General features: G+C 33.6%; 9 protein-coding genes and 1 pseudogene. 3 read left to right on the top strand and 7 right to left on the bottom strand.

Annotation, left to right across the window (positions count from 1 at the left end):
* Positions 1-5 precede the first annotated feature (5 nt).
* Both DM444_RS18340 and DM444_RS18335 read left to right on the top strand, forming a co-directional pair.
* Complete coding sequence (locus tag DM444_RS18340) at positions 6-2,372, top strand: FdhF/YdeP family oxidoreductase (protein WP_111289303.1); 2,367 nt, start codon at positions 6-8, stop codon at positions 2,370-2,372.
* Positions 2,373-2,605: 233 nt separating this feature from the next.
* The gene (locus DM444_RS18335) at positions 2,606-3,421 is read left to right on the top strand and encodes an alpha/beta fold hydrolase (protein ID WP_111289301.1); all 816 of its coding nucleotides are present in this window, start codon (positions 2,606-2,608) and stop codon (positions 3,419-3,421) included.
* A 768-nt stretch (positions 3,422-4,189) separates the two neighbouring features.
* Here the strand turns inward: DM444_RS18335 and DM444_RS18330 are convergent.
* Together DM444_RS18330 and DM444_RS18325 are read right to left on the bottom strand one after the other, a co-directional pair.
* Positions 4,190-4,891, bottom strand: a complete 702-nt coding sequence (locus DM444_RS18330; RefSeq protein ID WP_111289299.1) for a response regulator transcription factor — start codon at positions 4,889-4,891, stop codon at positions 4,190-4,192.
* Positions 4,888-6,243, bottom strand: a complete 1,356-nt coding sequence (locus DM444_RS18325; RefSeq protein WP_111289297.1) for a sensor histidine kinase — start codon at positions 6,241-6,243, stop codon at positions 4,888-4,890. Before DM444_RS18325 ends, DM444_RS18330 begins: the two co-directional genes overlap by 4 nt.
* A gap of 143 nt (positions 6,244-6,386) precedes the next feature.
* On the opposite strand from DM444_RS18325, the gene DM444_RS18320 reads away from it, so the two are divergent.
* Complete coding sequence (locus DM444_RS18320; protein WP_111289295.1) at positions 6,387-7,079, top strand: peroxiredoxin family protein; 693 nt, start codon at positions 6,387-6,389, stop codon at positions 7,077-7,079.
* 145 nt (positions 7,080-7,224) lie between these two features.
* On the opposite strand, the gene DM444_RS18315 is transcribed toward DM444_RS18320, so the two are convergent.
* The 5 genes and pseudogenes from DM444_RS18315 to DM444_RS18295 all read right to left on the bottom strand — a co-directional run.
* Entirely contained in the window at positions 7,225-9,204 is a 1,980-nt protein-coding gene (locus DM444_RS18315) for an OmpA family protein (protein WP_111289293.1), read from the bottom strand.
* A 23-nt stretch (positions 9,205-9,227) separates the two neighbouring features.
* Positions 9,228-10,145 (bottom strand): PorP/SprF family type IX secretion system membrane protein, encoded by a 918-nt coding sequence (locus tag DM444_RS18310; RefSeq protein WP_111289291.1) that lies wholly within the window; start codon positions 10,143-10,145, stop codon positions 9,228-9,230.
* 19 nt (positions 10,146-10,164) lie between these two features.
* Positions 10,165-11,454: a gliding motility-associated C-terminal domain-containing protein gene (locus DM444_RS18305; RefSeq protein WP_111289289.1), complete on the bottom strand. Its 1,290-nt coding sequence runs from the start codon at positions 11,452-11,454 to the stop codon at positions 10,165-10,167.
* Positions 11,455-11,779: 325 nt separating this feature from the next.
* Positions 11,780-13,024: a tail fiber domain-containing protein gene (locus DM444_RS18300; protein ID WP_111289287.1), complete on the bottom strand. Its 1,245-nt coding sequence runs from the start codon at positions 13,022-13,024 to the stop codon at positions 11,780-11,782.
* 89 nt (positions 13,025-13,113) lie between these two features.
* Positions 13,114-13,698 (bottom strand): annotated as a pseudogene (locus DM444_RS18295) (hypothetical protein); the annotation flags it as partial.

Genomic DNA, 13,698 nt, shown 5'->3' with positions numbered 1-13,698 from the left:
ATACAATGAAGAAAGATCCACAACAAAATACAGATGATTTAACCCATAAATTACCTGAAGCAGAAAATCCGTACCAGCTTTCGAAACTTAAATTAACAAAAGTAGAAAAATGGGCTGCCGGCGTTCCTGCGGTGATGGCTGCGGTAAGCGATCTTATAGAAGATAAAACCATTATAAGAGGTGGAAAAGCTTTGTTTAAAATGAATCAAATGGGCGGTTTTGACTGTTCCAGCTGCGCATGGCCAGATCCTGATGATGATCGATCTCCTTTGGGCGAATATTGTGAAAACGGAGCAAAAGCCTTAGCTGAAGAAGCTACAACCAAAAAAGTTGATGCTGCTTTCTTTAAAGAAAACTCTGTTTACAGTCTTTCAAAATTAGACGATTACCAAATTGGAAAAATGGGAAGATTGACCGAACCGATGTATTTACCTATTGGCGGTACACATTATGAGCCCATAAGTTGGAATGAAGCTTTTAAAAAAATTGCCTCACATTTAAATGCGCTTGAATCTCCAAATGAAGCGGCCTTTTATACTTCGGGAAGAACCAGTAATGAAGCTTCCTTTCTTTATCAGCTATTTGCAAAAGAGTTTGGAACCAACAATATGCCAGATTGTTCCAATATGTGCCACGAAACCTCTGGAACGGCTTTGAAAACTACAATCGGAATTGGAAAAGGAACGGTTACTTTAGAAGATTTTTATGATACCGATGTGATTGTGATAATCGGACAAAATCCAGGAACGAATGCTCCAAGAATGCTGAGTGCTCTAGAAAAAGGCAAAAAAAATGGTGCAAAAATTATTGCGGTTAATCCGTTACCCGAAGCTGGATTAATGGGATTCCATAATCCTCAGGCTATAAAAGGGATAATTGGATCAGGCGGAAAACTTACCGATCTTTTTCTTCCGATAAAAATAAATGGTGATATGGCACTTTTAAAAGCTATTGAGCTTTTGCTAATTGAATTGGAAAAGAAAAACCCAGGTGAAGTTTTTGATCATGAATTTATTAAAGACAAAACAACTGGTTTTGAAAATTTTGAGAAACAGTTTGAAAATTTAGACTTGGATCATCTTGCCTTTCTATCTGGAGTTCCAAAAGATTTAATTATAGAAGCGGCAGAAATACTGGCTTTCAAAAAAAGAATTATTGTTTGCTGGGGAATGGGACTTACCCAGCAGCCAAATGGTGTCGATATGATCCGAGAGATTGTTAATATTTTATTGATTAAAGGAAGTATTGGTAAACCCGGCGCAGGAGTCTGTCCCGTTCGCGGACACAGTAATGTTCAAGGAAACAGAACCATGCTTATTGATGAAAAACCTACAAATGAACAATTAGATCGTCTTCAAACTTACTTTGGATTTAATCCGCCGAGAAATCATGGTTATGATGTGGTTGGAACGATAAAAGCGATTCATGACGAGAAAGTAAAATTTATGTTCTGCATGGGCGGTAATTTTCTATCGGCGGCACCAGATACGACTTATACCGCAGAAGCATTTCGAAAACTGAAACTGCTGGTCTGTGTATCGACAAAACTCAACAGAGGTCATTTGATACACGGGAAAGAATCCCTTATACTTCCTACGCTTTCCCGAAGTGATATGGATATCGTTAACGGCGAAGTGCAGATTATCAGTACAGAAAATTCTATGGGCGTGGTGCAGTCTTCAAAAGGCGTGCTTAAACCTATCTCGGATCAGTTGATAAACGAAACTCAAATTGTCTGCCGAATGGCGATGGAGGTTCTTGGAGAAAAATCAGTTATCGACTGGAAGCAATACCACGACAGTTATGATGATGTGAGAGAAGCTATTGAAAATTGCATTCCAGGTTTTGAAAATTACAATAGTAGAGTTCGCGAAAAAGGCGGTTTTTATCTGCCTAATGCTCCTCGTCATGGTCAATTTACTGCTAAAGAATCAGCTGATCGTGCGGCATTTACTTTAACAGAAATTCCGGATAATGAATTGGAACCAGATGAATATATGATGGCCACAACTCGTACGCATGACCAGTTTAATACTACTATTTATGGTATGGATGACCGCTATAGGGGAATAAAAAATGAACGCCGTGTTATTTTCATGAATCAAAATGATATTGATAAAGCAGGATTTAAAGCGGGAGACATAGTAGATCTCTTTAATTATAATGATGGCATTGAAAGAATTGCGCCTTTATTCCTTATCGTCTCTTATCAAATTCCAGAGCGAAATACGGTCACTTATTTTCCTGAAACCAATGTTTTGGTTTCTGTAAATAATGTGGTGAAAGAAAGCAATATGCCAGCTTCTAAATACGTAAAAATAAAAGTAAAAAAACACGATCCTGCCATCTACGAAAAGATAAAACACATGTAATTCTTTTCAAATAAAAATAAGTTAGCGAAGACTTTTGAGGCATTTATCTAGATTAAAATAGTAATAGCGCTGTTACAATTCATTACTTAATCTAGGTTAATCGACTGCTCTACTCTTGCTATATAAATTTGTCAAAGAAATCTAAGTCAAATAAAAAATGATAAAAACTTAGAATTTAACGACAATACCAAAATTAGGATACTCTTAATTTTATTAATCTTAAAACCAAAAAAATGAGCACAATTACAGTAAAAGACGGAACAGAAATTTATTATAAAGATTGGGGAACAGGACAACCTATCGTTTTTCACCACGGATGGCCTTTATCAGCAGACGACTGGGATGCGCAAATGATGTTTTTCTTAAAACAAGGATATAGAGTTATTGCTCACGACAGACGCGGACACGGTCGTTCTGGTCAAAGTTCTGAAGGCAACAATATGGAAACCTATGCTGCAGACGTAGCAGAATTAACCACTGCACTTGACTTAAAAGATGCGATTCATATTGGCCACTCAACCGGCGGAGGGGAAGTAATTCGCTACGCAGCAAAATATGGAAAAGGCCGCGTTGCAAAAGCAGTTATCATTAGTGCCGTAACGCCAATTATGATACAAAATGAAGCCAATCCAGATGGTGTGCCATTATCAGTTTTTGATGAAATTAGAGAAGGAACTGGATCTTGCAGATCACAATACTTCTATGATTTCCCTATTCCATTTTATGGATGGAACCGTGAAGGAAAAACAGTTCAGGAAGGAATTAAACACAATTGGTGGCGTCAGGGAATGGTGGGATCTGTACTGGCTCATTATGAAGGCATTAAAGCTTTCTCTGAATCTGATTTTACAGAAGATCTTAAAAGTTTAGATATTCCTGTTTTGGTACTTCATGGAGAAGATGATCAGATCGTTCCTTACAATCAGGCTCCAAAAGCAGCTGCACTTTTGAAAAATGGAAAACTAATTTCTTATCCTGGATTTCCTCATGGTATGCCTACGACAGAAGCAGAAACTATAAATAAAGATATTTTAGCTTTTATAAAATAATTACTAAAGTTATTTAGAATATAAAATTAAGTCCCTTAAAGTTTTTAAGGGACTTTTGGCTGTATAAATCTATATTGAAATTACCTTCGTTTTCGCTAAAAAAAGTTAAGATAGTCCTCAAAATTATTTGATATTAATGGCTGAGTTTATATTTGCGTTGCTATCTGCTTGTTTAAAATCCAACTTCAAACCTTAATTTAAAAGTGGATTGATAGAAAATACTGTCAACCGTTTTATAGTCTGCTAATTCGGGATAAAACAGTTATAAAAAAAAATCTCACTGATTTTTTATGAATCTTATCAGCAAAAAAAAAGTACTTTTGTTGAATGCATAAGCAGAATTATAATGCTCATTATAATCAGGTTGCATTCTCAAACATTGTTTACACAATTAAACTTTACCCACTGGGCAACATCGTGACAACACCGGTTTAAAAAAAAAGAAACGCAGGAAATATGCGGGTTCTGGGCTTAAGGTTCGAATCCTGCTCTCCCCACAAAAAAACGTGGTAAAGCCTGCAAATCGTAAGATTCGCAGGCTTTTTCTTTTATGATACTTTTCGTTTTTTTTCAAACCGAACAAAATTTCTGTGGCAAAATCGTGGTACTTTCAATCTGGAGTTACCTCCATTTTTGCCAATAATAACTAAGATGAATTTTACAGATGTTGCGTCTGTCTAAATTTTGTAGTAGAATCGTACCACAATACATTTTAGAAAAATAAAAACCCATCAAAATCAGGCTCTAAGAAGTTTAGACCCGAGACATTTAATCAATCAACTTAAATCCCTTATTTCTGATACTAAGAATTTCTACAGTCGGATCGGCGCTTAAGTATTTTCGGAGACGTGTAATGTAAACGTCCATACTTCTGGCCGTAAAAGGATTATTATCGCCCCAAAGCAGTAACAAAGCTTTATTGCGATCTAGTAACTGATTTTTATTTCGGATAAGTAAATCCAATAATTCCGATTCACGCTGTGAAAGATTGACCGATTTGCCATCAATTGTTAATTCAAGTCTATGAAGATTAAATTGAAAATTTCCAACTTTTATGTTTTTATCGTAAGTTGTGGAAATTTCTTCACCCGAATGGATATACTTTCGTCTTACTAGTTTTTGAATTCGCAGAATAAGCTCTTCCATGCTAAAAGGCTTTTTCATATAATCATCGGCACCAATTTTTAGTCCTTTCAAAACATCTGTGATTTCATTTTTTGCAGTAAGAAAAATTATCGGAGTCAGCTGATCTACTATTCGAATATCTTCTACAAGCGAATATCCATCTTTTCTAGGCAGCATAATATCGACTACACAAATATCTGGTTTCTTGCTCTGAAATAGTTCCCAGCCTTCTACTCCATTTTTGGCAATTGTAAAACTAAACCCTCGCAATTCAAGAGTTTCTTTTATAATAGTTGACAACACCTCTTCATCTTCTACCAGCAAAACATGAATTATCTCACTCATAACGGAAATTTAATAATAAAGGTTGTACCCGATCCTAAATCACTTTTTACAATTATTTCACCCGAAAGTAAACTAACTAGTTCTTTTACATAACTTAATCCTATTCCATAACCTTTTACATCGTGCAAGTTGCCAGATGTAATTCTGTAAAATTTATCAAAAATTAAAGGAAGATTTTCTTCGCTTATTCCAATACCGCTATCCTGAATTTCTAATTGCCAGTATTTTGATGTGCTCAAAACTTTCACCACAATTTCAGCAGAATTAGCACTATATTTCAAAGCATTATCTATAAGATTAGTCAATATTCCGTCAATCATATCTTTATCGGTACGAATGGTTTCATTTTCCAATTCAGTACTAATTGTTATCTGATTAGTATCATTTACCTGAAACTTATTTACTATGCTTCTTACTAATTCAACAATATTTACATGATTTAAATTTACATATTTTACTCCTAATTCGTATCTCGTTATGTCCAAAAGACGATCTATATTGTAATCCAGTTTATTTAAAACATCTGCATTAATTTTTAAATAGCGAATTGTCTTCTCTGGATTAGCAGCTTCGCCAAATTGTAATAATGCTTCATTAGTCGATTTAAGAATAGAAATTGGTGTTCTCAATTCGTGCGTAATATTGCTTATGAAATTATTCTTTTTAGAATCCAACTGTTTCTGTCTGTAGATTATTAAACCCAAATACCAAAGACTTCCGCCCGTTAGAATTACAAGAATTATAGAAATTGCCAGTGGAATACTATTTTTTAAGAGCAGGTACTTTCCCGTTTTAAAAAGTCTGGCTTCAATTATCCAGTTTTTTTCATTTGTACCTAATGGAATGCTTACAACTTCTTCAGAATCTAAAACTGCCTTTTTTTTCAATGACAATTTATAGTCAATAAAAATTTTCTCTTTGTCGAGTTCTTTTCTAAAATTTTCATTAACCAATAACAAATCAACACTTTGCTTATTTGATGAAGCAATTAATTTTACTAAAAATAGACGAACACTTTCAAGGTTTGCACTATCTATTTTTAAAGGCTGCATTCCTATTTTAAGAGATCCAGCAGATTTTGGAAAATCTTTTTTTAAGTTTAAATTTTCTTTCTTTTCATCTGTAACTTCACTTATAATTGACAAATAAGGATCGCTGTTAGATAAACTCGTTGGGGTTCTTACCTTTTCGAGAAAGAATAAATCGACACTTCGCTGTAATGCATTTTTTACCTTGACTTGAAAATTTTCCTGACTTTCCTCATAAGTCCTATAAACCCAAAAAAATTGAAAAAGCAAAATACTGCAAGCCGTAATAGAAGTGATTAGAATAATTTTAAACTGATTTTTCATAGCAAATTATAATATACAAATATATCTCATTTTGGCATTTGAATAACTCAGTTAACACTAGTTAACATTGGTTAAGAGCGCTTTAACCTACAGGGAAAAGTTTACGACTACATTTGACTTGTATAACTTAAACACTTGAAATCATGAATACTGGAAAACTTTTAATGTGCACGACTGTTTGTTTATTTTTTGCAAATATGAAAGGTCAGACTTCATTTGGAGATGATACTCCAAAAAAATCGATTCAATTTCTTTTACCAGATGGTAAGATTCTTAAAAATCTTGACAGTCTTGAAAATGCCTGGGGAAAAGGTCAGGTCCTATTTAGACATAATGAAGAAGATGATAAAAACGGCGTAATGCATCTTGTAAAAAAATCTTCAGATTATACAGACAAAGAAAGCAAAAGCAAAAAAGCTTTAGCAGAAATGCTTAATAATCCGGCTCCAGAATTTGAACTCAAAGATCTTGAAGGTAAAACATGGTCTCTAAAGGAACTTCGCGGTAGAACTGTAGTGCTAAATTTCTGGTTTACGTCTTGCGCTCCGTGTATTAAGGAAATTCCAGAACTCAATAAATTAGTAGACGAATACAAAAATAAAGATGTTGTTTTTCTTGGACTTACATATAACACTTCTCAACATGTTGAAGCTTTTCTGAAAAAACGTGCTTTTAACTACACACAATTGCCAAATGCGGGCGAAATAAGCACTAAGTATAATATTTTCTATTTCCCTACAAGTTTTGTAATTGATAAAAACGCTATTATTAAAGGCATTATGGACAAAAGTGACAATATATATCATGATTTAAAAACGATCATTGATTTGAATTGATCCTTTTTTACCAAAACAAGCTAAGGTCGTTTTGAGAAAAACAAAAAAGGCAAAATCAAAAAAATTGATCTTGCCTTTCAAATTTTATAAAAAAAGCTGCTGACAATAATTATTTCAATTGAACAGCAGCTAAATAAAAAAAGAACTATTTACTAAAATTTATAATGAACTCTGAACGTCTGTTTTGTTCATGTTCTTTTTCTGAACATGTTACACCATTTGAACAATGATTTAATAAATGTGTTTCACCAAATCCTTCCCCACTAACTCTTTCTTGTGCAATACCAGAATTTACGATGTATTCAACAGTTGCTTTCGCTCTGTTTTCAGAAAGCTTCATGTTAAACTCGTCTCTACCTCTACTATCTGTATAAGAATTCACTTTTAAAGATAAATTTGGACGGTCTTTTAGTAAAGCAACTACCTTATCTAATTCTTTCTTAGAAGATTGTCTAATTTTATAACCATTCAAATCAAAATAAATAGGACTTAGTTTTAATTTGTCTGTTAAATCATCTCCATCCTGAATTTTGACTTTCTCACCATCAACAACAACTTCTAACTCTCTCACTATTTCAAAACTGATTTCCTTCTTCTCCAAAGGTTTCAATAACTCTGTGTTTACCGTTTTATCTGCATAAGATAATTTAGTGTATAACACTCTATAATTTATATATGGATCTACAGCAATTTTGTAGTTTCCTGCGTCATCAGTTTTTGTAGTGCCAACATTTTCATTATTTGAATTGAATAACTGAACATTGTAGTTGGCAATTGGTTTACCATTTTCTGTAATAGTTCCAAATACTATTGATCTGTAGTCAAAATCAAAAATTACTGGTGAATTTTCGGTAAAACTATAAATATCATCGTTACCATCTCTGTTTGAAGAGAAATAACCTTTTTTGTTTTCTGTATTGATCACATAAGCAAAGTCGTCCGAAGCCGTGTTAACTCCATCACCAACATTTACCACATGGTATTTTCCTTCATTGTCTTTCATTGCAGCAAATACATCTAAACCACCAAGTCCTGGGTGACCATCTGAAGCAAAGTACAAAATACCATTGTTATCAACATAAGGATAAGTTTCACGTCCTGGTGTATTTATTTCGTCACTTAATTTTGTAACGTCATTGTTTACTAGAACTCCTTTTTTCAAACTTACAACATACAAATCTGAGTTACCAAAACTATTATTACGATCCGATGCAAAATATAACTGTGATTCATCTGGGCTAATCGCTGGATGCGCTGAAGAAAAACCATCACTATTTATTGGATAAGGAAGTTCTTTTATGTTTTTCCACTCTCCTTTAATATTTTCTGCAACGTAAATTTTCAAGAAAGTAGTCCCGTTTTTGTCGGCTCCTAACTTACCATCTTTAATGTTATTTCTGGTAAAATACATATACTTACCATCTTTTGTTACTGCTGCACTACTCTGATGGTATTTAGTATTTACATCTCCTTTAATTAATGTAGCATCTTCCAATCCTCCATCTGTAGTAAGTTTAGCCGAATACAATTTCATGAATGATTTTTCATTCCAGCTGTGTTTACGTTTAATAATTACTCCTGTATCTCTTGCTGAAGCAAATATCACTTTATCTTTTCCATCAAATGCAGTTCCGAAATCTGAAACTGGTGTATTGATGCTAACTGGTTTAAAACTGTAACGTCCTGACTCTTTTTGAATGTCAGACAGTAATTTTTGCTCTTTCCAATTTGCGCTAAGATCTTTTTTACCCGTTACTGCATAATATTTTTTTATGACAGCACTAGCTTCATCGTATTTTTTTGTATTGTTTAGAGCCTGTGCATATCTGAAATAAAACTCAGAATCTACAGATTGCCCTGAATTAAAAACCTTTGAATAAGCTTCTGCAGCTTCAGGGTATTGACCATTAAAATAATAGCTATTACCCAATTTTGTATAAACTTCTAAAGAAGTATTACCTTTATCGACCAGATTTTTATACAACTTAGCCGCCTCAATAAAAGCAAACTTATTATAAGTTTCATTTGCTTTTTCAATCTTTTTATCCTGCGCATTAACAACTCCTATTTGTAATAAACAAATACAAAGAATAGTTAGTACAGTTCTTATCTTTTTAGATATCATTTTTTTATCCTAGTTTATGGTTATTAAAAGAATCTTGGAGTAACAAGTCTGTATTTGGTTCCAGAGAATAAGTCAAAACGAAGGAAAATTTCATGAGATCCTGAATTATAATTCCCTATTTTCTGTGTATCATAGTCATAAGCGTAACCAATATTCATTCCTGATGTAACCTGGAATCCAGCCATAGCACTTACAGCTGCATCCCATCTGTAAGCTGCTCCTAAAGTTAATTTTTCATTAAACAGGAAGTTTGCAGATAAATCAACAGCTAAAGGCGCACCGCTAACCATTTTTATCATAGCAGCTGGCTTGAACTTAAGATTATCGTTTAGATCAAATACATAGCCTCCCATTGCATAGACGTGCATTTTTTGAGAAGCTACAGATGTTTTTACATCATCATAAAACTTCGTTTCCAAAATCATTGGCACAGATAAACCTGCATACCATTTTGAAGAGTGAAAATAGGCTCCTGCCCCAAAATTTGGAGAAGTCTTAGTAAGATTTCCTGAAAGGAATGGATCTTCTGGATTCAAAACATTTAGCTTATTATAGTCAATCTGCATAAAGTTACCTGATGCACTAATACCTAAAGACAAAAATGTATCTGCAGAAAGCTGAATTGGATAAGCATAACTTGCTGTCAAAGTAGTTTCTTGTGATGGTCCGATTTTATCATTTACTACAGATAATCCTAAACCTTGTCCATTCTCTGTAATAGGCGCTTCTATAGAAAAGTTTGCTGTTTTTGGTGCTCCATCCAATCCTACCCACTGCGTTCTATACATTCCAAAAATACTTGGTATACCACGTGTTCCCGTGTATCCTGGATTTATTGTCAGAGTATTGTACATATACTGTGTATACTGTGACTGCTGCTGTGCGGAGACTTCCAAAATTCCCACGAACAACAAGATTAATAAATATGAAATCTTTTTCATTAGTTCTAATTTCTTTTAATTATTGATTATTGATATACAAATAACCTGTTCTCTCTTTTACCTCTGTACCAGTATTATATTTCACTATGTAGAAATATGTTCCTGTTGGAAGTTTATCGCCTCTCTTAATTGTTGCACGTCCGTCTGAGTATCCTCTGAACATGTTATCGCTTTCATTGTAAGACTTAGCGTCATAAACCTTAACTCCCCATCTATTGTAAATCTCGACTTGGTTATCTGGGAATTGATCAATTCCTTTAATAACAAAGCTGTCATTTAAACCGTCATCATTTGGTGAAACCGCATTATAAATAATAAGATCTTTTACATCGTCTGTTTTCTTAACCAAAGCCATTGTAAAAAGCCCGTAGCCGCTTACCTGTGCTGTTAATAATTTTTCATAAGGCTTTCCAGGCAAAGGATCACTTACCTCTCCTTTTTCATTTATCCATTGGCCAGAAACAGCGTCCCATCGTGTTATAACAACCTGATAATCGTCTCCAGGATTAAAAAATTCTGAAGGTGTTGTACGGCTATCCATTGTTAAGCTCAAGATTATTTTTTCAGCGCCTCTATCTTGTGTTACTTCCCAATACTCATTATTATTGATTGTGATAATTTTTACATCTCTACTGTCATGTGAATGAATGTAGTGTGAGTTTTTATTAAAATACTGTGTAGTGTAAATATCTCCGTTATTAGTGCCTGCTGCATGATAAGAAGGTCTAAAATAATTACCAGCCCCAACTGGGAATTCAAAAGCGGCGTTACCATCTTTTTCTACCTGACCATCCACAAAACTTAAGTCGCTCGTAAGTGTATGACCTGCTTTTTCTCTGAAAATTACTTTTCCTCCATAATCGCCAGCCAGAACAACTCCTTGTTTAAATTCCGAGTTACCTCCTACGGCTATCTTACCTGATAAATGAAAAGGTACTGGAGAAGATGAATTTTCAAAAAATGCATTTTTTAAATTAGAAACTTGAGTTCCTTCAATAAATTGATCTTCTGTTCCGTTAAAGTAGGTAGAACCATTTTGGTTTTCTGTATATGAAACTACACCATCATTTTTCCAATTTTGAAAAATGTACAGTTTACCGTCATTTATAAAATTTCCTGATGGTGTATTTTCATAATCCATGTAAACGGCCATTATGGTATTTGGGTCAATTTTTACATCGCCAGCATTTACCATTTGTGCATTTGCATTTTGACAAGCAAACAAACTTGCCGCAAAACCAATTAAACAAACTGCAGTTTTTTCAGAAACTGAGTTTTTTTCTATAATATCCAAGTAATCATTATTCATTTCTTGTCTTTATTTAATTCGGTATTTTTTATATTTTAATTTCTATGCAAAATTAATTCAGGTGCAAAACCTGTATGCCCCGAAAAAGTTATTGTTGTATTAGAATAGGGTTAATCTGTTTGTGGGATGAAACAGTTGGTTCTAATGAATGAAGTTGCTTTCATTAGATGTTTGCCAATTATACAAAAGGCTTTGTCTCTCTTGATTTGAAGTTTAAAAAAACCTCGATCATATTTTTTACAATCAAGGTAATTATATTGTTTTCTAGATTTTTATTTATGCAACTGAAAACAATTGTACTTCAGATTTACCTCTCAGCTTATTTTTATTTTTTAGCTGCCTGCAAAAGCGCCTGTACCTGAGCTTTCAATTCTGCAATATCTGCTTTCTGGCTTTCTATCATTTGCTGTTGCTCTTGAACCGCTTTTACTAAAGGCACCACAAACTCTGAATAACGTAAGCTGTAAAAATCGTTTTCGCTTTGAGGTTTTACAATACCGTTAAATTCGTAACCAATACTCTTAGCAGCAGTTTCTACTTCCTGGGCAATAAATCCTGATTGCAAATCTGTAGTTCCTGTTTTCATTCTGTAAATTACAGGACGTAATTTATTTATGAAATTTAAACCATAGGTACTGGTCACCACATCTTTCTTCAAACGAGAATCTGAACCAATTGACCAATTTACGGCACCGCCAATACTTGTAATACTTGAGTTTCCTATTTGTACAGTATTTGAACCTCTACCAGTAGCATTATAACCAATTACAATTTCATTAATACTATTATTTGCCTTAGCTTTTACATTGTTTCCGACAAAAATAGAATTAGATGTTTGTGTCAATTCGCTATTATAACCGTAATTCACACCAGCATTATAACCTAAAGCAATATTATTATCCCCTTTAATCAAATAATGTAAACCAGAAACACCAATTGCAGTATTTTGTTTACCATCAATATTATGATATAATGCACCTGAGCCTATTGCCGTATTTTCTTCACCAGTTTGATTATCAGTAAGAGCCTGAGAACCAATAGCCGTATTATTACTACCTGATTTGTTAGATGTTAAACTAAAATCCCCCATTGCTACATTATTAATACCATCAGTAAGTTCTTCTAATGCACCCTGACCTAATGAAGTATTTTCAGTACCAATTCTTCCACTAAACCAATAATTTCTTCGAAATATTAAATCTACATCGTCTGTTGTACCTATAAAGTGTTTTCTAACATCTGTCCCGGCATTACCTTTTGTGCTCCAGCTTGTATTGGCTATTTGTCTTAGTACACCATTCGCATCTTTCGTCAATAATGAGTCAGCAACTGTTCCTGTTTGCAATCCTGCAATTTTTAAAGTATTTACAGAAGACGTGGTCAAAGTTGTTGGTTTATTTAATTTCCCTCCTAATTGAATTTTACCATTATCTGCTGTTAAACCATTATCTGCAGTTCCTGCATTTGGTGCAACTTGTACTTTTTTTCCATTTACCGTGACAACGGTTTCTGTTTGTGCCATCATTACTCCTCCTTGAAGTAATAATAACATGTATATTATTTTTTTCATTCTCAAATTATTTTAAAAATATATTTTTATGAAATAATAATAAATTAGGAAGGCTGTTTGCTTTTTACAGCCTTCCCTATTTTAAAATATTATTTTGAATAATCGAACATTACATTGTCATTGTCAGCTTGGTCTAAACCTAAAATGTTATTTCCATTTTTTGTAGGATCATAAGTTACTTTATTACCATCTACTGAGAATGCATTTTTATTGATACGCACACCATTGATATACATTACCACCTCTGATAATGAAGATGGAGTGTAATCTAAAGTAAAAACAGTTTGACCATCTGTAGGAACTATTTCGTTTACAACCTGTTTAGGAGCTACAGTACTTAAATCTATTACTGTGTCTGGTCCATTTTCTGCTTTATACGTTAATCTATTAGTCGTTGGATTATAAGATAATGATGTCAAAGTCTCTCCAGATTCAATCAGTTTTTGTATTTCTTTTTTTACTGACTCGTCTACAAAAATTGTTTTTGAATTGTCTATAACATCTTTAACCACATTGATATCAGTAGTTCTACCGTTTTCGCTTGTATAAGTATACAATCCATTACCTTTATCTTCAAGCGTAGTTAGGGTTTCTGCTCCTTTAACTAAATCTTTCAAATCGATTACCGTATCCTGTTTATCCTCGTCTGTAAACGTAAGCTTATTAGTGGTTTT

The organism is Flavobacterium ginsenosidimutans (assembly GCF_003254625.1).
Lineage (GTDB): Bacteria > Bacteroidota > Bacteroidia > Flavobacteriales > Flavobacteriaceae > Flavobacterium > Flavobacterium ginsenosidimutans.
This window is presented reverse-complemented; position numbering and strand designations above follow the sequence as displayed.